Source organism: Lachnospiraceae bacterium KGMB03038, from assembly GCA_007361935.1.
GTDB lineage: Bacteria > Bacillota > Clostridia > Lachnospirales > Lachnospiraceae > Massilistercora.
Genome location: CP041667.1, coordinates 2016068 through 2036031 on the forward strand (window position 1 = coordinate 2016068; position 19964 = coordinate 2036031).

15 protein-coding genes and 5 pseudogenes are annotated in these 19964 nt (G+C 40.7%); 6 read left to right on the forward strand and 14 right to left on the reverse strand.

The window, feature by feature from the left end; all coding sequences use genetic code 11:
• Positions 1 to 19: 19 nt before the first annotated feature.
• From FND36_09670 to FND36_09700, 7 genes and pseudogenes are all read right to left on the reverse strand, one after another.
• Complete coding sequence (locus FND36_09670; GenBank protein QDW74278.1) at positions 20 to 1216, reverse strand: IS256 family transposase; 1197 nt, start codon at positions 1214 to 1216, stop codon at positions 20 to 22.
• 101 nt (positions 1217 to 1317) lie between these two features.
• Entirely contained in the window at positions 1318 to 1782 is a 465-nt protein-coding gene (locus FND36_09675) for a LysR family transcriptional regulator substrate-binding protein (protein QDW74279.1), read from the reverse strand.
• A 232-nt stretch (positions 1783 to 2014) separates the two neighbouring features.
• Positions 2015 to 4810 (reverse strand): hypothetical protein, encoded by a 2796-nt coding sequence (locus tag FND36_09680; GenBank protein QDW74280.1) that lies wholly within the window; start codon positions 4808 to 4810, stop codon positions 2015 to 2017.
• Positions 4811 to 4978: 168 nt separating this feature from the next.
• Positions 4979 to 5972 (reverse strand): annotated as a pseudogene (locus FND36_09685) (site-specific integrase).
• On the reverse strand, positions 5972 to 6184 hold the full coding sequence (locus FND36_09690; GenBank protein QDW74281.1) for a DNA-binding protein: 213 nt from the start codon (positions 6182 to 6184) through the stop codon (positions 5972 to 5974). Before FND36_09690 ends, FND36_09685 begins: the two are co-directional and overlap by 1 nt.
• Positions 6165 to 6428, reverse strand: coding sequence for a helix-turn-helix domain-containing protein (locus tag FND36_09695; protein ID QDW74282.1), 264 nt, complete (start codon positions 6426 to 6428; stop codon positions 6165 to 6167). The genes FND36_09690 and FND36_09695 overlap by 20 nt, the downstream gene beginning before the upstream one ends.
• Positions 6429 to 6512: 84 nt before the next feature.
• Positions 6513 to 6728, reverse strand: a complete 216-nt coding sequence (locus FND36_09700) for a DNA-binding protein (protein ID QDW74283.1) — start codon at positions 6726 to 6728, stop codon at positions 6513 to 6515.
• A gap of 263 nt (positions 6729 to 6991) precedes the next feature.
• On the opposite strand from FND36_09700, the gene FND36_09705 reads away from it, so the two are divergent.
• The 5 genes and pseudogenes from FND36_09705 to FND36_09725 all read left to right on the forward strand — a co-directional run bounded on the left by FND36_09705 (position 6992) and on the right by FND36_09725 (position 11313).
• Positions 6992 to 7615, forward strand: a complete 624-nt coding sequence (locus tag FND36_09705) for a TetR/AcrR family transcriptional regulator (GenBank protein QDW74284.1) — start codon at positions 6992 to 6994, stop codon at positions 7613 to 7615.
• Between the two features lie 86 nt (positions 7616 to 7701).
• Complete coding sequence (locus tag FND36_09710) at positions 7702 to 9387, forward strand: ABC transporter ATP-binding protein (protein ID QDW74285.1); 1686 nt, start codon at positions 7702 to 7704, stop codon at positions 9385 to 9387.
• Between the two features lie 15 nt (positions 9388 to 9402).
• Positions 9403 to 9827, forward strand: a pseudogene (locus FND36_09715) (sigma-70 family RNA polymerase sigma factor).
• Positions 9828 to 10019 (forward strand): helix-turn-helix domain-containing protein, encoded by a 192-nt coding sequence (locus tag FND36_09720; GenBank protein QDW74286.1) that lies wholly within the window; start codon positions 9828 to 9830, stop codon positions 10017 to 10019.
• Between the two features lie 97 nt (positions 10020 to 10116).
• A pseudogene (locus tag FND36_09725) lies at positions 10117 to 11313 on the forward strand (IS256 family transposase).
• A 122-nt stretch (positions 11314 to 11435) separates the two neighbouring features.
• Here the strand turns inward: FND36_09725 and FND36_09730 are convergent.
• From FND36_09730 to FND36_09740, 3 genes and pseudogenes are all read right to left on the reverse strand, one after another.
• On the reverse strand, positions 11436 to 11975 hold the full coding sequence (locus FND36_09730) for a hypothetical protein (GenBank protein ID QDW74287.1): 540 nt from the start codon (positions 11973 to 11975) through the stop codon (positions 11436 to 11438).
• Positions 11976 to 12139: 164 nt separating this feature from the next.
• Positions 12140 to 13033 (reverse strand): annotated as a pseudogene (locus tag FND36_09735) (hypothetical protein).
• A 542-nt stretch (positions 13034 to 13575) separates the two neighbouring features.
• Entirely contained in the window at positions 13576 to 14469 is an 894-nt protein-coding gene (locus FND36_09740) for a Fic family protein (protein QDW74288.1), read from the reverse strand.
• A gap of 331 nt (positions 14470 to 14800) precedes the next feature.
• Here FND36_09740 and FND36_09745 point away from each other — a divergent pair.
• Positions 14801 to 14902, forward strand: a pseudogene (locus tag FND36_09745) (transcriptional regulator).
• A 248-nt stretch (positions 14903 to 15150) separates the two neighbouring features.
• On the opposite strand, the gene FND36_09750 reads toward FND36_09745, so the two are convergent.
• From FND36_09750 to FND36_09765, 4 genes are all read right to left on the reverse strand, one after another.
• Positions 15151 to 16161, reverse strand: coding sequence for a GGGtGRT protein (locus FND36_09750; GenBank protein QDW74289.1), 1011 nt, complete (start codon positions 16159 to 16161; stop codon positions 15151 to 15153).
• 51 nt (positions 16162 to 16212) lie between these two features.
• Entirely contained in the window at positions 16213 to 16905 is a 693-nt protein-coding gene (locus tag FND36_09755; GenBank protein QDW74290.1) for a hypothetical protein, read from the reverse strand.
• A 105-nt stretch (positions 16906 to 17010) separates the two neighbouring features.
• Positions 17011 to 18444, reverse strand: a complete 1434-nt coding sequence (locus FND36_09760; GenBank protein QDW74291.1) for a GNAT family N-acetyltransferase — start codon at positions 18442 to 18444, stop codon at positions 17011 to 17013.
• Between the two features lie 23 nt (positions 18445 to 18467).
• Complete coding sequence (locus FND36_09765) at positions 18468 to 19952, reverse strand: GNAT family N-acetyltransferase (GenBank protein QDW74292.1); 1485 nt, start codon at positions 19950 to 19952, stop codon at positions 18468 to 18470.
• Positions 19953 to 19964: the final 12 nt, after the last annotated feature.

Genomic DNA, 19964 nt, shown 5'->3' on the forward strand with positions numbered 1-19964 from the left:
GCCGTTTAGCAGCCGGTAGTCAGCCGGCTATGATATCAGACAGCAGATCCTCTTCTGTTTTGAAAAGATGATCCATATTCATATAGCGTCTGGCTCCCCAACTGGTTGCTGCTACGTGACGCAGTCTGGCACATACGAGCATCAAGGCACTCTGCCCGTCAGGAAAAGCACCGATCGCTTTTGTACGCCGTTTAATCTCACGGTTGAGGCGCTCAATAGCGTTATTGGTTCGGATCCGGGTCCAATGCTGCGTAGGAAAATCCATATAGGTCAAGGTTTCTTCAATCCCGTCCTCTACCTTCTTGGCAGCTTTAGCAAGCTTCATGGCACGGAGTTTCTCCGCTACCTGGATTGCTTTTTCACGGGCGGCTTCCTTGCTTTCCTGCGCATGGATCGCCTTGAGCATAAGCGCTACCGTTTTCATCTTGTTACGGGGGGTAACAGAAAATATATTTCTGTAAAAATGAACCGTACAGCGCTGATATCTGGAATCCGGAAAGACTTCCGGAATGGTTTCAAGCATACTGAGATTCTTATCGCCGATGATCAAACGTACACCAGTAAGCCCGCGTTCTTTCAACCATACGAAGAAAGAACGCCAGCTTTCACGATCCTCTTTCATCCCTTCCGCAGCACCAAGGATTTCCCGGCAGCCATCCTGACTGACGCCAATGGCAACGAGAACAGAAACGTTCTGGATCTCGCCGCCCCAGCTACGTTTCAGGTAAACACCATCTACGTAAACATAAGGATAGTTCCCGGAAAGCGGACGGGTACGCCAGGTTTCAATATGCTCATAAGCCTTTTTATTCAGGTTACTGATGGTTCCAGGGGATACTTTCGTTCCCCATAAGGCTTCGGTGATATCTTCCACGCGTCGGACAGAAACACCGGCCAGATACATCTCAATAAGAGCTTCTTCCACGGAAGATTCTCTGCGACGATATCTTTCGATAATGGCTGTCTCGAAAGGAACCCCTTTCAGTTTAGGAACCTTCAGTTCGACTTCCCCTGCGGTAGTGTGGAGATTTCGCTTATAATGGCCGGAACGATATCCCTGGCGGTCAGAGGAGCGCTCATACTTTTCAGCGTTGACTAATTCGTCGGCTTCCTTATCGAGCAGGGCGTTTAATGTTTCTTCGACACTGTTACGGACAAGATCCTTTAAATCATGCTTTATTAAGTCCTCATTTAGCTGTATAATCTTATCAGACATGGTTCTATAGCCTCCTTTGATAGATTTAGTTGTGGTGACTTGATTTTACCAAACGGCTATAGACCATGTCTATTTTTATGAAATTGATTTTGCGAAATTAATTATACGTTATCGGCGGCGATCACAATATCCATATAGCATGCGGGCTCCAAAGAAAGTGGAATAAGTTCGCTGTCTTTTTCCAGGAATTCTCTGGGAAGGAATACGCCTGCTCCCGCATTATTTCTTACATACTCCGCCAAGACATGGGGACGATTAGATCGGAGCACGCTTTTGGGTTTGGCGTGGTGCCCTTGGTAAAGCTTCATGACCTTCTTAAAATTATAGGAATCCGGTCCCAGAGAAACGATTTCCATCTTCTCAATCTCCGAGAATGTCACAGAATTTTTTTCTGCTAATGGATTCTCCTTATTCACACAAAAACAAAGTTCCAAAGAAACTGCCGGCAGATAGACAAGCTCTTGGAATCGTTCTCCGTCTCCCAGGCACAAAGTGTAGTCCAGCAGCTCATTCATCACCATTTTCTGAAGCTTTACATAGGATTCCTCCGTTACATCTACCAGCACTGACGGGTTCTCTTTTGCCGTGGCACACGAAAAGCACTCGTATCATATTTTAAAGTCCTCCTAATTTGCGTTAGTTTGCCCTGTTTTGCCGCAATTTGCCGGGTATGTAATTGCCTCTAAGATTGTTGAAACATTCACAGAATAAGCAAAACGGGGCAAATCGGGGCAAGTTGAGGCCGTTAATCGTAGTAAAAACGTAGTAAGAATAGGGGTGTGTTACTACCATTACTTATCATCGGCTATTCATCCGATATTTATGTTTTCTTAAATCAAAAGCAATTTTCCCTCCTTCGAGAATATCACAAATATGTTGTTGGATTCCTTGTTTTCCCAAAACATCTTTTCTTTCTGCGTCATAAGGCATGTCATCTTCTATAGCTCCGGAACGATATTCGAATCTATATTTTTCATTTGGAGTATTTTTACCTGTCTGATTCGCAACAATAACTTCTTCAGCATCTCCACCAAGCACAACATTAGCATTGTGCGTCACGATGATTATTTGACGATCAATTTTTTTTCGTTTTATAAATGGTATAAGTTCATCAAAAATAGATCTATTATCAAGATCATCCTCTGGTTGATCGATTAAAATTGGGCACTTACTTTCAGCCAGATTTATCAACATTTTTAATAACACCAATGCTTTTTTACCAGGCGACATATCATCAATCAAATCATTATCCATTGCCACTCTATATGTAGTATTATACCAATCACTCATGATATCCCTCAAAGCACTTTCTACTGTTCTACCACGTGTTAAGCGTAGTCTTCCATCCAGGCATGCCTCTATTAATTTTTTTACATTTTCTTCTTTAATCCACTCTCCAGAAAATTCATCTGTATTAATAATCATTTTTTGTGTTTTAAGAGTTCGTTTATCAAATATTTCTTCTATTTGCTTAACAAACGCCTCTGATCTATAAGGTGTCTCAACAGAAAATTCCAAATCTTCACTATTTACTGCTGAACTATCATTAATTATTTTTGCATACTTATCATGTATGTTATAATATTTAATGAAAGAATTTACTAATAGATCTAAATTGGAACCGAATTCCTCTTCTTTCTGTTTTATCATTGAAACAACAGCTTGGAACTCTATTTTTTTCTTTTCTTCACTCTGAATAGCTTCAGTTAGCTTTTTTATAGATTCATTGTCAGCTATTTTAGGAGATAAGACATTTATTATATCTTGCTGTTCCGTTTGCAATTTTTCTATTTTTGATACTTGTGTTTTTAATTCAGCAATTATTTTTGTTTGCTCTGTTAACCATATATGATCTGCTGATTCAATTACATTTTTAATGGAATCATTTATTAAATCTCTCGTTTTTTCAGAAAAAAAGTCGTATACCTCAACAGGTTCAACTACAGATTTAATCATTTCAATTTTTTGAATCTCTTCTTTAAGCTTTTTTATTTGTACCTCTATCTGTGATACTATCCCAATAGCCTTATCATATTTTTGTATATCTTCTTCTGACAAAGAAAGTTCCCTGGAGATATTCTCCTTCTGTTTTTTTAAATTATCTAATTCCTTTTCTATACCAGAAAAGTTTCCAATATCAGATAATTTTTCTTTTTGCTCATTTAAATTATTATAATTTTGTACTAAGCGATAAATATATTGATCAATCTCCAATTTATTCTTTGCCAAATCATCTTCCATTTTTTCAAATGCCGTTTTTGCATCTTCATTTATTAAAACAATTTCATGAATTATTTTATCTATTTCGGTTATCTCTTCATGTTCATCGCTTAACCTATTTAAATAAGTCTGTGGAATATAAATGATTTTATGTTTATAATCAGAACTCTCCGTAGTACTTACAGTTCCATCCTTCCAGAATACTTTTACTTCATCGATTTCTTTATTATTTCCCTTAGTGACTTCTAATTTTTCCTTTTCTTGTTCTGAATCAATTGCTCGAGCCATATTATTTAATAATAAGGATTTGCCAGTAGATTTCCCCCCTATAATACAAGTTAATTTATCATTAAATAGTATAGGTTCCGTAGGAAAATTGGAATTAGAAAATTCCACCCTCTCGATTACCTGATAACTTGGTTTTCTTTCTGGTACAATGGGTGATATTTGAATTCTATCCTCCGGTTCATATAAAATTTGCCTAAAACCATTAAAAGTAGGATTCGCCTTTATCCAACAATACCTTTTTTCATCTGGTTCAAAAATTTTTTTATTTGTATGTGCGTCTGATCCGTGTATACATCCCATCAAGGATCCACACTTTCTTTTCACTGTTTGAACATCATCAACTCCTTTTCCCAAGAAATATAATCTATCAGATTGTTTTGCTGAAAAGATTAAATCTGACATTTGATATATAGCTCTTCTAGTAGCATCCATTTGAGATATTTTCCCAATAAAATACTCAGAATGGTTAACCACACCACTTGCTCCATCACCACTACTGTTGGAAACTACAATAATTGTATTGTCTCTTAATTCAGGATCTTTATTAAAAACATTTTTTATTGCATCTATAGTAAGAACATATTGCTGTAACCCTTCTTTGTATGCTTGTTTGTCTTTCAATTCGCTATTATTAGTAAACGCTCTACCTAATCTACATAATTCGGAATGTGAAGCACCATAATTCTGTCCGTTATAATCAAACTCCAACTTGCCAAAAAAACGTGTTTCTAATTCTTGTGCCAAATCAGGATTAAATATGCAATGAAGATTTACGGGACTACTTTTAGCTAAAGGGACTATACGCATTTCTACATTTGGGAGTACCAATTGAATGGACGATGGTAATTTTTTATCATTAACTACTTTTAAGTAATTGTCGATCGATAAATAATCTGTTATTCCCAAAACAGCTATATTTCTTAATGGTTCTTTCCCATCTCCTATATATTCTGATATTGTTTGATAAAATTGTTCCCATTTTTCTTCAGTATTTTTCCCTGAAAAATTATCATTTTTCTGTGTTTCAGGTGTATGAAGATGCAGCTCCCATCTTCTCCACTCTGATCCCCTGTCAAAATGTTTCATTATTATCCCCCTTACTTATATTTAATAGCTAATTCTACCACTCTAACTAAACACATTAAAGACATAGTAGACATAGTAATTTTATCATATAGATCGAATATTAACAATTCAAAACACTGTACATAGAAAAACGCCCTGCCATAGCAGAGCGCCTTCATCCTTTCCATATTATATCGCCCGGAACATTTTCTGTGAAATTGCCCCTTCCCCATTTAACTTCTCCATCTCCTTCCTTGCGTTCTCCAGTTCTTCCACCCGCTTTAACTCATTCCTCCAGGCCCAGATGAGTATAGGTGTTCAGCGTTACTCCGATATCGCTATGCCCCATCAGATACTGGAGTGTCTTTGGATTCATGCCTGACTTTGCCATATTGCTGCAGTAAGTGTGACGGCAGACATGCGGGGTGATATTCGGCATCTGAACCCGGTAAATGTCGTTGTATCGTTTTACCATATGATTAAATCGATGCTCCCAATGCATCGCCACCAACGGAAGGCCCTCTTTATCCGTAAACAGAAATCCTGTGTATCCGTCCACCACTCTCTCATACCTTGGTGCTTCCCGGTCCTCGATGATGGCCTGGAAACACCGGAATACGTCTTCGGACATCGGCAGCTTCCTGGTTCCTGCATTGGTTTTCGTTGACTCGATAACCAGCCGCATATCGGAAGTTCTTTGCAACTGGTGATCAATGTTTATGATTCGATTCTTCATATCCAGATCCTTCAGTGTCAGGCCACAAAATTCCGAAATGCGCATCCCTGTATGAAAAAGGATATAAACCACTTCGTAATACTTACAGTACACATTATCGTCATGGACGAATTTTAAGAACTGCCGCATCTGCTTTCTGGTAATCGCCTCCCTGGTCACGCTGTCGTTGACTACCACTGTGGCAAGTTCAAAGCCAAATGGTTTTTTGCGGAGGACATCATCATCCACCGCCATCTGAAAAGCGGGACGCAGCACACCCCGAACCGTCTTGATCGTGCTGTACCTTCTGCCGTCCTGCTGAAGTTTGTCCGTTGGTTCCAACCACCAACTGTATACAAAATGCGGAATCCCATTCACATGGTACTTAAACTGGTATTTCCCATCGGCCCGAATGGATTCTCCCCGCCGGAGAACCCGGTGCTTGGAGTCACGCCTCCTGCCTGCCATCAGCTTCCCCTCCTTTTCAATTCTGGGTGCTTATCCAGGCATTTCTGGAATTCTGACCGGATAATCAGCTTTCTGGAACCATACATAGCCAGAAATCCCAGCTTCCGGTTTTCTTTCAGCAGCTTATAAAACTTTCTTCTGCTGAGTACAAATAGTTCAATCGCCTCATTTGGATTTAAAATATCTTTTTCTTTAAGAATCGGTTTGCTCATCCGCTTCGTCCTCACTTTCTCCATTGATTAAAGAATCAATATATTCTTCAAATTTTTCCCGGACAATAAGGTATCGGCTGCCCATTGTAATCGCAAACTTTCCCTCATTGTCTTCTGCCATTCTCCTTAACTTCTTAACTCCAATGCTAAAATAGGCAGCCGCCTCGTTAATAGTCAGCATATACTTTTCGCTGATCGGAATCTCTATCTTCCGGCTTCCTGGAGTCTTATGAATTTCCTGCATCGTGCCACCTTCCGTTTCTTTGGTCATGACATTCATCACTCTAAACAGGAGAAATAGCAACTACTTTTGGCAGAGAAAAAGAAGTTATATCGTAGAAGTTTCCTCCATAAATTTTTCAAATTTTGTGCGGATTATGAGGTAGCGGTTCCCGCTATAAATCGCAAACCTGCCCAGATTATCTTCTGCCAGACGTCTCATTTTCTTTATTCCAATACTGAAATATTCCGATGCTTCCCGAATTGTTAGGGCGTACTTTTCCTGTACCGGAATCAATTCTGCACTTCTGTTAACTTCCTGCATAATGTACCTCCTATCTGAAGGATAATCTCCTTCAAAATACGGAGATTTATATGGCGTTTTGAGGGGGGATCGCAGGCAAAAAAATAAGGCCCGCAGACCATGCATCTTGATATGATTCCTCTTAAGTAGACACGAGGAAATAAGGATATGAGTGTTGTTGCTCCACTGAAAGATAAACTGTTTTCAAAAAGAACTCCCCATTGACATACATACAGATTGCATGATATCATATACGTGCAAAGTACATGTATGGGGGTGGGCTTTTGCCACGAAACAAGTATCCAGAAGAAACAGTTCAAAAAATATTGGACGCTTCTTTAAAATTATTTTTAGAAAAAGGGTATGAAGAAACAACTGTATTAGATATTATAAGCGAAATGGGCGGACTGACGAGAGGAGCTTTTTATCATCATTTCAAATCAAAGGAAGAAGTATTTGACGCTTTATGTGAAAAACTTTTTTATGAGAGTAATCCCTTTGAGAAAGCAAAAAGCCACAAAGAACTGAACGGATTAGAAAAGTTGAAGTTCGTATTAAAAACATCTTTTGATGAAACAGAGCACCATCAGTTAAGTATGGCATCCATGCAGCTTATGGGAAGTCCAGCTTTTCTAAAAAAACTGATTGAAAGTAATCAAGAACTAGCACCTATGTATCAAGAACTGATCGAGGAAGGAATACAAGACGGTTCTATTAAATCAGAACAGCCAAAATTATTAGCAGATTTATTTGTTCTTTTAACGAATTTCTGGTCGATACCTACGATATATCCCATGACTGATGATGAAGCATGGCAGAAATTTTTAATGATTAAATCGATTATGGATAATCTAGGGCTTCCAGTAATTGATGATGAAATTGTCAAGTTATGCAAAGAAAACGCTTAGCGTTGCATATGAAAATAAGATTGTCGAAAGGCAATTTTATTTTTTACAATATACATACATGCAACATGTATAAAAGGGAGGAAATTATGAGTATCTATATTAAGAAAAACAAGTTCTTATTTATCTTAACGATTTTAACCAGCGTAATCTCTTCTCTGGGGTATGTTTTTATGGCTGTCCTGCTTCAGCAACTATTGGATATCGCTATGGATAAAAATATCCAGCAATTTATAAGAATGGTTATATTTTCGATTGTCTACTTTGTAGTGTTGGGATTTTTTCTTTATCTCCAATCGTTACTAAGCAAAAAAGTGATTTGTAAGATTATGCTTCAAATCCGCTCGGATGTTTTTCGAGGAACAATCAATCACAGTATAGAAGATTTTGAAAAGAAGAATACCGCTGATTATATATCTGTCGTTACAAATGATGTGAAAATGCTGGAGGACAATTTTTTACTCCCATTATTTGAAGTAGTCCAATACACCGTTATCTTTATATCATCTTTCGTATTGATGATTTATTTTGACATCATTGTTACACTTTGCGTAATAGTAGCGATTGCAGTTATGTTCCTTATGCCAAGTTTGCTGGGTGGAACACTGGAAAAAAGACAGAATAAGTTTTCTTCAAACTTGGCAGAATTCACAGTCAGCTTAAAAGATATTCTGTCTGGATTTGAAATTATCAAATCATATTCTATGTCAAAAACCGTAATACAACGATTTGATAAGGCAAATACCGAAACAATCAAATCTAAATATAGCGTTGACAGATTACTTGCACTAAACGAGGGGCTTTCTGCTTTCCTAGCCCTTATGGTTCAAATTGTGGTTTTATTCTTATCTGCTTACTTTATTATCGCAGGACGCATAACTGTGGGAACTTTATTAGGAATGGTACAAGTGAGCAGTAATCTGGCAAATCCACTTATTATGATCTTTACAAATATTCCTAAAATGAAGAGCGTCCACCCCATTGTAGAGAAGTTGGAAATTATATCGAAACATTCCATATTTCTGTCCCAAAAAGAAAGTGTAGCCACATATCAATCTCATATAAATGCAAAAGATTTGTCCTTTTCCTATGACGGAACAACAGATATATTAAGCGGAATAGACTGTCTTATTAAAAAGGGTAAGAAATACGTTATTGTTGGGAAAAGCGGTTGCGGAAAAAGTACACTGATTAAACTTTTATCTGGTTATTACTCCACATACAAAGGCAAAATTTTATATGATGATACGGAATTTCATATGCTGGATAAAGATAGAGTGGTTCAGCTGTCATCAATAATTCATCAGAATATCTATATGTTTGACGAAACCATATATGACAATATCTGTTTACATGAACATTATCCAGAGGAACAAGTTGAAAAAGTTATAGCGGACAGTGGATTGACCGAATTTATATCTAAGCTTCCAACCGGCTTGCAATATCGGGTCGGAGAAAATGGCTCTAATCTATCTGGTGGACAAAAACAAAGAATTGCAGTTGCACGTGCTTTGATCAGAAACAAACCTATTCTCATATTAGACGAGGGTACCTCTGCCATTGATATGCAGACAGCATACGATATAGAAAACAGATTATTAAAAATGGAAGATTTAACACTCATAACAATTACTCATCATTTAGAACAAAATTTATTGGATAAGTACGATGAAATCTTTTATATGGAAAATGGTCACATTAAAGAAAGGGGAAGTTTTAAACACCTTATCAATACATCCTCTTGTTTTTCAGAATATTTTCATTTAAAGAAATAAAGGACACTAGAAAGAATGAAATCATCTTCTTTTAAAGAAGTCATCAGACTACAATTCAATGCTTTAATGATGATAACATAAAAGGCACGTTGAAGCAAAAGAGAAAGTTGCTTGCCAGACGTTTCAAGCAGGAAGTGTTATTTTGTGAAATGGGCGAAACAAAGCTGAATGAGCAAGGTAATTTTGATAAGTATTCTTGCGAAGCAACGATATTCCCGGTGTTACATTTCACTGTTCAAATATCTGATGAAAAAATCAGTACCGCATTGAACAAATTGTCAGAGAAACAAAGGGCGTTTATTCTGCTCTACTATTTCCATGATATGAGCGATAAAGAAATTGCCAAGCTGTACCATGTATCACGTTCTGCTGTTGGCTATACACGGAACAAAGGCTTAGAAAAATTGAAAATGATGTTAAGTAAAAAGGAAATATTGTAAATGACAAAAGATTATGGTTATCCCTCTTTTGACCTTATCTGTAAAGCGTCAAGCGGAGATGAGACATCCATCAAAGAAATTCTAAATTTTTATGACGCTTATATCTCCAAGCTGTGTTTACGCCCGTTTTATCACGAAAACGGCAATGTCAGCATGCAGGTAGATGAAGAATGGAAGATAACGTATAATTAATTTCGCAAAATCAATTTCATAAAAATAGACATGGTCTATAGCCGTTTGGTAAAATCAAGTCACCACAACTAAATCTATCAAAGGAGGCTATAGAACCATGTCTGATAAGATTATACAGCTAAATGAGGACTTAATAAAGCATGATTTAAAGGATCTTGTCCGTAACAGTGTCGAAGAAACATTAAACGCCCTGCTCGATAAGGAAGCCGACGAATTAGTCAACGCTGAAAAGTATGAGCGCTCCTCTGACCGCCAGGGATATCGTTCCGGCCATTATAAGCGAAATCTCCACACTACCGCAGGGGAAGTCGAACTGAAGGTTCCTAAACTGAAAGGGGTTCCTTTCGAGACAGCCATTATCGAAAGATATCGTCGCAGAGAATCTTCCGTGGAAGAAGCTCTTATTGAGATGTATCTGGCCGGTGTTTCTGTCCGACGCGTGGAAGATATCACCGAAGCCTTATGGGGAACGAAAGTATCCCCTGGAACCATCAGTAACCTGAATAAAAAGGCTTATGAGCATATTGAAACCTGGCGTACCCGTCCGCTTTCCGGGAACTATCCTTATGTTTACGTAGATGGTGTTTACCTGAAACGTAGCTGGGGCGGCGAGATCCAGAACGTTTCTGTTCTCGTTGCCATTGGCGTCAGTCAGGATGGCTGCCGGGAAATCCTTGGTGCTGCGGAAGGGATGAAAGAGGATCGTGAAAGCAGGCGTTCTTTCTTCGTATGGTTGAAAGAACGCGGGCTTACTGGTGTACGTTTGATCATCGGCGATAAGAATCTCGGTATGCTTGAAACCATTCCGGAAGTCTTTCCGGATTCCAGATATCAGCGCTGTACGGTTCATTTTTACAGAAATATATTTTCTGTTACCCCCCGTAACAAGATGAAAACGGTAGCGCTTATGCTCAAGGCGATCCATGCGCAGGAAAGCAAGGAAGCCGCCCGTGAAAAAGCAATCCAGGTAGCGGAGAAACTCCGTGCCATGAAGCTTGCTAAAGCTGCCAAGAAGGTAGAGGACGGGATTGAAGAAACCTTGACCTATATGGATTTTCCTACGTAGCATTGGACCCGGATCCGAACCAATAACGCTATTGAGCGCCTCAACCGTGAGATTAAACGGCGTACAAAAGCGATCGGTGCTTTTCCTGACGGGCAGAGTGCCTTGATGCTCGTATGTGCCAGACTGCGTCACGTAGCAGCAACCAGTTGGGGAGCCAGACGCTATATGAATATGGATCATCTTTTCAAAACAGAAGAGGATCTGCTGTCTGATATCATAGCCGGCTGACTACCGGCTGCTAAACGGCTAGGTTTTGATTTTGCGAAAAACTATTGACACTATCTTTGCAGCAACTTCAATTATATAAATTCTTAATAATCGTGATAAATTCAATAACCATTACAAAGTATTTAAGCCAAATATTTTTGATTATCTACAATATACTGCTTTATTGTTTTTCGTGATTTTAAATAATATTTTTTTCCAACACTATCAACTACATATAACATAATCTTATCTGTATTTCTAAATGTACCTTGGTCAACCTGCTCTTGAAGATTTTTAACAAATAATTTTATATCAAAAAGCAAATCCATAGATTGCTCTGGCTCAAGAGTGTATGGCAATGGTTTTTGAATCATTTTAATTATCGGATTCTTCACATCTGGCACAATTAAAAGATTTTGCTTCTTAGATACTTTAATTCCCCAATTTTGAACTATAATATTTCTATTTCCAATATTTGAAACAGATAAACATACAAAATGGAATTCTAAATTTCCATTCTCCGAAAACACAACATTATTATCAGAAAATGTCATCTTCACTTTTTTTCTATTGGCAAATTTAATTTGCCATAACGTAATAATCACTGCTAGTGCAGTAGCAATTGCACCAATAACTTGTCCAATAGCAGCAAATGCTGTCCAAAATAGTATTTGTTCATCCATGTTTTTTCTTCTTTCCATCTCTATTTTCTATTTCACTTTTACCTATCAAAAAAACTCTTAGCTGTGTAATATAATGGCAAATTTTTATCTGAGGGTGTGTTTTTTTCTATTACACATAAATCATCAACTAATGAATATACATCTGTCCAAGTCATCCCACTATGAAATCCTCTTCTATTATCCGCTGGAACATTTAAGGAATACATTGCAAAAACTGTTTCGCAACTTCGTCTCGGAAACATTCCCAAATACGAATCAAAAAAATTATTTGTATATCTATAATGATGTGAATATATAAAATCTTTCCACTTAAATAACATTTCTTCTTCGTCAATGATGTCTATTACTGATACTTCTTCAAGCTGTCTATCTTCTTTTTTACCCCATGCCTTTTTTAGAAGTCCAACCGCTTCTATATCACTTGAAGGAGCGCTATAACCAAATATAGTTATCATATATGATTTTTTTATAACCTCATCTACCGCTTCCCAACATCCGCTTATATAATCATCATCTTTATAGTTTTTTTTCTTTACTGGATATAGTAATTTTATTGGGGTTAATATTTCATTGCAAATAGGACAGATTGCATCCTTAGTACCAAATTCTCTATGCTCTTCGCAATAACCCATTGCTACGTTCCCATGTAAACATAAAATATGAGGTAGATTATTTGTAATTTTGTAACATCTTACATACGCTTGAATCAATAATGGATCCCAATTAAAAGTGGCAATTACATCTTTACTGGTTAGGCTTAGTATCAGCATATCATAAATCGTTGGCTCATCTGGTAATTCAAGCGAATCAAAATATTCGTATAATCTCTTTTCTAATTCCACTACTATTGCTTTATATTCTGTTTTTGCATATAGTTCAGAATATATATCTTCAATATTGTCACTTTTCGTATCAAGTTTTACATTTTTTAACAAATCATCTAATGCTAGTTTTTGAATCATTCCATTCATAACAGCCGACTTTTTCCCATTTTTATCTCCATTAGGAATTGCCGCCATTGTTGCACCTGCCCCTAAAATAACCGTATGTGCTCGCATATATCTATCCTCTCTTATACTATTACTCATAGAACATTAAATAGCATGTCATATCGAAACGCTTTTCAAAAGTTGTAAACACGTTGTAAAATATTGCTTTAGTATGTGGAACCCCGCATAAAATAAGAGAATTTAGAAGAAACGGTAACTCCTGCCGTGGCACACGAAAAGCACTCTAGCCGGAGACGATGGAGCATATTATCTTGAGTCTCAGTTTTTCCCCAAAAGCCGCACCATGTTTACTTTCAGAGAACCCAAGATTTATACCATTTATTTCTAAAGATTTAAATCGTTTAAATGCTGTTTTATAAAGTTTGTCCTTTTTTGAATCAGAGGCATTAAGAAATGTCGCTATTTCACTAAAATAATCATTTATTCGCTGATATGTATCTTTGAAATCGGGAACATCAGATATTTTCAAACGCATAAGATTAATAAAGAATCCACTGTCATTGTCCAGAACACAATCCCCACATTTTATCCAATTCATCGTCTAAGTCAAAATATACTGAAACAAACATTCCCACACCTCCATAATATTTTCATTCTTCCAACATTGTCAGATAGCTGTCCAACCTTGTATTCACATATCCAGCAAACAACTTTTCCATCGCATCCAGATTATGATTTACATGATATTCATCAAACGCATTGTAATAAGCAATCCGATCTGTAAACTTAATATCTATTGGAGGATACCCAGCTTTCATCAATTCCAGATTCACAAGCAGCCGTCCCGTCCGGCCATTTCCATCGATGAAAGGGTGTATACCCTCAAACTCAATATGAAACCGCGCAAGCCGGGGAATGATATGCTCAGTACTGTTTCTATAATCTTCCAGCAGCTGCTCCATCTTAGGCTGTATCAGATATGGCTGCACTGGTTCATGCTTTGCACCCATAATTCTTACCGGAACTCTTCTGTAAACGCCTCGGTCATCCTTTTTATCAGCCAACACCAAATAATGAATCCGCTTGATAATGCTCTCTGATAATGACACCTGATCTTTTACCAAATCCTGCACAAAATCAAAAGCTTCCTTATGTCCGACCGCTTCCATATGATCTTTCAGCGGCTTCTTGTCAATCGTTAAGCCACGCAGCACCATATCTGTCTCTCGCAAAGTCAGCGTGTTTCCTTCTATCGCATTGGAATTGTAAGTGTATTCAACTACAAATTCCTCTGTCAATCGCTCTACCTCTCCCGCTGTCAAAGGCCGGCTGGAATCCAGTTCGATTTTTTTCCTATCAATCATTGCAAGCAGACTCTCTGCTCTTTTATACCTACCGTCCTCCGGTTTCTTTGCAGCTGCAGGAATTTTCCAACTGCGCCCTTCGCGGGTAACACCCGGAATCTTTCCTTCTGAACATAATATACGAACTCTTCTATCTGAAACACCCCATTTCTCCGCTGCCTGCTTCACTGTCATGTACATAAATCTACACCTCACTTCAAACAGTAGTATACCCTATTATCGGAACAATATCAACGACATCGGAATAATATTCCCCGCTTATCGGAACAATACAAAAATCCGGAAGATACCAATTATCCATCTCCCGGACTATTATTTCACACTTCTGATTTTGGACTCCTCAATCGTACTCTAAAGCCTCAGACTGATGATACTTTGAAATAAGACTTACAAATCGAGGCTTTGCTGCAACTATACAGTCATATACCTCATTCCTTTCTATATTCTCCTGAATTCTTAATAAATAAGATTTTACAGTTTCATAATTATCAATAGTCAGAAAGTGAGATATTATGATGATGTAACATTAGCTGACCTTGCGGATGAGAACAATAAGCGGAACATTCCAGAAATATCACCGAAAGATAATTTTGACAGCTACGCTTATAAAGACAACGGGAGCGATCATCCTTGTCTGTGTGATCGGATGTTTCGCGCTGACCACCCTGCTTGGCATTCCAAGCGGCATTACACCTTTATTCTGCGTGGTCGCAGGCGGTATCTGCTCACATCTGATCTATAAAAAAGGGAAAAAGGCGGAAACAAAAGCTTAAGCTTTTGTGGCATACATTACCTATCCAAATTGAAAAGAGGGACAAAGACTGCAGACTTTGTCCCTCCTATTATTTATGTATGTCTGTTTTAGAACTTGCCAGCCTTAGCAGCTTCTTCAATACTTACCGCCACAGCTACCGTCATACCTACCATCGGGTTATTTCCAGCGCCAATCAGTCCCATCATCTCTACATGGGCCGGCACGGAAGAAGATCCGGCGAACTGCGCGTCAGAGTGCATACGTCCCAGAGTATCTGTCATACCATAGGAAGCCGGGCCTGCCGCCATGTTGTCCGGGTGAAGGGTACGTCCTGTACCGCCGCCGGAAGCAACGGAGAAGTATTTCTTGCCTACCTCTACGCACTCTTTCTTATAGGTTCCTGCTACCGGATGCTGGAAACGGGTCGGATTGGTGGAATTTCCGGTGATGGAAACGTCAACGCCCTCTTTCCACATGATGGCAACGCCTTCCCGCACATCGTTGGCGCCGTAGCAGTTTACTTTGGAACGGAGTCCGTCAGAGTAAGCGATCCGCTGTACTTCTTTCAGCTCTCCTGTATAGTAATCATAGTCTGTCTGTACATAAGTAAATCCATTGATCCGGGAAATGATCTTTGCCGCGTCTTTTCCCAGTCCGTTCAGGATCACACGAAGTGGTTTTTTCCGTACTTTGTTCGCTTTCTCAGCGATACCGATGGCGCCTTCCGCCGCCGCGAAAGATTCGTGTCCCGCAAGGAAAGCGAAACAGTCTGTATCCTCTTCCAGAAGCATTTTTCCAAGGTTTCCGTGGCCCAGGCCTACTTTCCGCTGATCCGCTACAGATCCTGGGATGCAGAATGCCTGAAGACCCTCTCCGATGGCCGCCGCCGCGTCTGCCGCTCTTGTACAGCCTTTCTTGATCGCGATAGCCGCTCCTGTAATATAAGCCCAGCAGGCGTTTTCAAAACAGATCGGCTGGATGCCCTTGATCTGGTCATACACGTTAAGGCCCGCGTCTTTTGTGATCTTCTCTGCTTCTTCCAATGAAGCGATCCCATAGCTGTTTAATACTTCATTGATCTTATCAATTCTTCTTTCATATGATTCAAATAAAGCCATTTATGTACCCTCCTGAATTTGTTCTTTTCAATAACACTTATCCTGCCGCGTCTACTCTTTCCGTGGATCAATGATCTTCACTGCGTCCGCGACACGTCCATACTGTCCTTTTGCTTTTTCCCACGCATCATTCGGGGTATCTCCGGCCTTAATGAAATCTGTAAATTTGCCAAGGCTTACGAACTGGTATCCGATAATCTCGTCATGGTCGTCCAGCGCGATCCCTGTCACATACCCTTCAGCCATCTCAAGATAACGGGGACCTTTTGCCAGAGTTCCATACATGGTCCCTACCTGGGAACGAAGGCCTTTTCCAAGATCTTCCAGGCCCGCGCCGATCGGAAGACCATCTTCTGAGAACGCGCTCTGGGTCCTTCCGTATACGATCTGAAGGAAAAGTTCTCTCATTGCTGTATTGATCGCATCACAGACCAAGTCTGTGTTCAACGCCTCTAAAATAGTCTTGCCCGGAAGGATTTCGGAAGCCATAGCCGCGGAATGAGTCATTCCTGAACATCCAATAGTCTCTACCAGCGCTTCCTGGATGATCCCATCTTTCACATTCAGCGTCAGTTTACAGGTACCCTGCTGTGGAGCACACCAGCCCACACCATGCGTCAGGCCGGAAATATCTTTGATCTCTTTTGCCTGTACCCATTTTGCTTCTTCCGGGATTGGAGCTGGTCCGTGATTCGCGCCCTGCGCTACCGGACACATCATTTCTACTTCGTGTGAATAAATCATTTTAAAACTCCTTTCAACTATGAATCTTTTCTGTCGTAAAGGTTGTTATAACTTTAACACCATACCACGTTATATTTTCTCATAGATTGGTTGATTCGTCAATTATTAGTTTTCCTGCACATGGAACAAGTTCCACATCTGGCTGTCTGTCTGATAGGGCGCGATCTCTTCCGGGGTGAAGGGCGCAGTCACCCAGCCCCGCGAAAGTCTCTGGCCGTCCTCACTGGAAAACGCGTAGGTAAATCCCACCTCCACGCCGTTTTTCGTCAGCAGAAGATTGGAGAAATATCTGTTTTCCGCGATAGCTCCCGTCAGTGTCTCCTGAAGTACCTCATCGGGAAGTTCCGCGGCCGGGTAATTATCCGGATCTTCTTCCAGCATCTTCTCACGCCAGGTCTCAAGGAATGTTCCATCCGTCTGCAGCACATCCTGGATCTCATAGCGGCTGGCCAAATTCAAGTCTATGATCCGCACCCGCAGAGCAGAATATTCCCCATAGACTGAACCAGTGAAATAATGATCGTCAAACACCACACACAGAAGGTTCTCGTCCATATAGGTAACTTTATATTCTACTTCGCTGCCTAAATAAAGATACTCCTGCTGATCCAAGAATTCCTGGATCTCCGGGGTGGGATTTATATAATAAGAATCCGCGTTTGCCATAGCCGCATCTCTCAGGATCTGATTTACTTCTTCATCTTTTCCTGAAGGAAGACCGGAAACCTGCGGATACCGGATCTGGTAATCGATCGTCGAAGTCTCTGTATCTTCTCCTTCTGTATAAACCTCTTCCGTCAGTTCATAACCGGCAGCTTCAGATATGTAAGCCTCGATCCCTTCTATTCCATCTTCCCCTTCCGGCTGTCCCTCTTCCTTTTCCTGTTCTTCGCCGGGCGGTGCAGGATCCGTCGGAATCTGATAGGAAGGCTCTTCCTCCGGCTTCTCTTCCTCGGTGATCTGCCGCTCTTCCTCCGCTCCTTTGTGATCCGCGATTTCCTGGACTACACCGCGTCCCAGGAAAAAAATAAGCACACACAGAAGCAGCGCCGCCACACAGACTCCTCCAATGATCAGGCCCATATGGAAAGTATTTTTCCGGGGCTTTACCTGAGCCGGGGAAATCATCCGTTCCATAGGTAGGGTTTTTCTTCCATGTTCCAGCCGCTCCGGACCATAAATCACAAGTCCGCATCGGTTGAAAAAAGGAACCAGTTCTAACGGAGCCGCCGTGGTGATCCTAAGGACCAAATACTTTTGGCTGCACGCCTGGCACAGCATTTCTACGATTGCCGCGCCCATTCCATGCCGGCGATGTTCCTCCTTTACAAACACAAACAAGATCTCTCCGCCGCTGTCTGCCATGCCCCATCCCAGAAGCCCGTTTATCTGCCCGTCTCCAAAACACCCGGCAAAAATCAGATTGCCTTCCTCCACCTGGCGGCTGATCTCCTCTTCTTTCTCGAGGCCGTCAAAAATCTCGGCAGACATTGCCAGCGCCTCATGGATTTCATGTCGTTCCAGCAAATGAATCTCCATACTCTTTTCCCCCTCTTCCGCTCTTACTGAGCATAAACATCAATATTGTTCCAAAATCCGCTGTCCGAAGCATAGGAAGCGATCTCTTCAAATGTAAAGGGCGCTGTCACCCAGATATATCCAAGATCATGAGGATCATCGGCTGGATAGTTCAAATCATATCCAATCTCAATTCCATCTGCATGGACAAAAAAATTTGCCGTATACACGCCGTTTATTGTATCTCCTCCTAAAGCCGCCAACATCTGCTGAGTGCTCAGTTCCGATAGAAATTCTTCATTTTCCGCTTCCCCGCGCATTTCCTCCAGCCAGTCCGCGGCAAACGCTTCATCCAGATTCACAACATCTTTTACTTGATAGATCTTCCCGTCTTTCAGGCCGATATTGATAGTCCTTAAATCTGCCTGAAAAGCTTCCTGACTTCCCTGATAGCTGTAATCCTCAAAAGCAATACTGATAAAATCTTCTCCCGCGTAACAAACCTTATAAGTCACACTGCTTGCTAAAATAGGCACCTCTTCCCCCAGGACTCTTTCCTTGATCTCCTGGGACGGATTGAGATAGATTTTATCGGCCGTTTCCATGGCGCAGCTTCTGATCGCTTCGTTGATCTCATCGGCCGCCTGGGAATCCAACCCCTCCAGTACCGGATATCGGACATCGAATTGAATCACCGTGGACTGTTTCTCATCATCGATGAAACTGTATGTTTCTTCCTGAATCTGGTAAGAAAGGGCTTCCGCCTCGTAAGCAGGCACCGCATCCAGGCCGTTTAGTTCCAGGCTTTCACCGCCGGAATCCCAGCCGTCTCCGTTTCCCCAGCCATCTCCGGAATCCCAGCCGTCTCCAGAATCCCAGCCGTCTCCGGAATCCCAGCCGTTCTCCGGCTGTTCTTCAAGATATTCGTCGGTCATCCGGACCGCCCTCTGGAAATTACGGACAAAAAACACGCCTGCCAAAAGGATTACGATCAAAAGCACTGCTCCTGCCGCTGCCGCGATGATCACCGGAGTCTTTGACTTTTTCTTTACTGGCTGAACCAGTCCCATACTGGCGTAGACAGACATGGGAACATAACGGATGCCATGCTCTTCCCTCTCCGGGCCCGTCACGCGAAGCCCCAGCCGCTCATAGATCGGCACCGCCGTTGGCGCGGCGTGCACTGTCACCTCCCGGACAGAAAGCTCCTGTACACAGCAGTTATATATTGTCTGGAACAACATTCTTCCTATACCTTTTCTCTGATATTCTTTTTTCACAAAGAAAAGACTGATATGTCCATTATTGCCCACCGCGGCAGTTCCGCACATCCGGCCATTTTCAAAAGCTCCAAAGAAGAGCTGTTCCTGTTTCTGGAACAACGGGCTGATATTTTCATATTTGATGAATTTCTGAAATTCCGCCACTCCCTCCGGCGTATAGGATGGCGCCACGTCTTGAGCAAACACCTCCCACACCAGATGAAGAGCCGGCAGTAATTCCTGGTGTTCCAAACGTCTGATTTCCATAAGCATCTCTCC

Excerpts from the sequence above, each read along its gene's own strand:
- FND36_09670 (QDW74278.1), bottom strand. The coding sequence starts at position 1,216 with ATGTCTGATAAGATTATACAGCTAAATGAGGACTTAATAAAGCATGAT.
- FND36_09680 (QDW74280.1), bottom strand. The coding sequence starts at position 4,810 with ATGAAACATTTTGACAGGGGATCAGAGTGGAGAAGATGGGAGCTGCAT.
- FND36_09690 (QDW74281.1), bottom strand. The coding sequence starts at position 6,184 with ATGAGCAAACCGATTCTTAAAGAAAAAGATATTTTAAATCCAAATGAG.
- FND36_09695 (QDW74282.1), bottom strand. The coding sequence starts at position 6,428 with ATGCAGGAAATTCATAAGACTCCAGGAAGCCGGAAGATAGAGATTCCG.
- FND36_09700 (QDW74283.1), bottom strand. The coding sequence starts at position 6,728 with ATGCAGGAAGTTAACAGAAGTGCAGAATTGATTCCGGTACAGGAAAAG.
- FND36_09710 (QDW74285.1), top strand. The coding sequence starts at position 7,702 with ATGAGTATCTATATTAAGAAAAACAAGTTCTTATTTATCTTAACGATT.
- FND36_09720 (QDW74286.1), top strand. The coding sequence starts at position 9,828 with ATGACAAAAGATTATGGTTATCCCTCTTTTGACCTTATCTGTAAAGCG.
- FND36_09730 (QDW74287.1), bottom strand. The coding sequence starts at position 11,975 with ATGGATGAACAAATACTATTTTGGACAGCATTTGCTGCTATTGGACAA.
- FND36_09740 (QDW74288.1), bottom strand. The coding sequence starts at position 14,469 with ATGTACATGACAGTGAAGCAGGCAGCGGAGAAATGGGGTGTTTCAGAT.
- FND36_09750 (QDW74289.1), bottom strand. The coding sequence starts at position 16,161 with ATGGCTTTATTTGAATCATATGAAAGAAGAATTGATAAGATCAATGAA.
- FND36_09755 (QDW74290.1), bottom strand. The coding sequence starts at position 16,905 with ATGATTTATTCACACGAAGTAGAAATGATGTGTCCGGTAGCGCAGGGC.
- FND36_09760 (QDW74291.1), bottom strand. The coding sequence starts at position 18,444 with ATGGAGATTCATTTGCTGGAACGACATGAAATCCATGAGGCGCTGGCA.
- FND36_09765 (QDW74292.1), bottom strand. The coding sequence starts at position 19,952 with ATGGAAATCAGACGTTTGGAACACCAGGAATTACTGCCGGCTCTTCAT.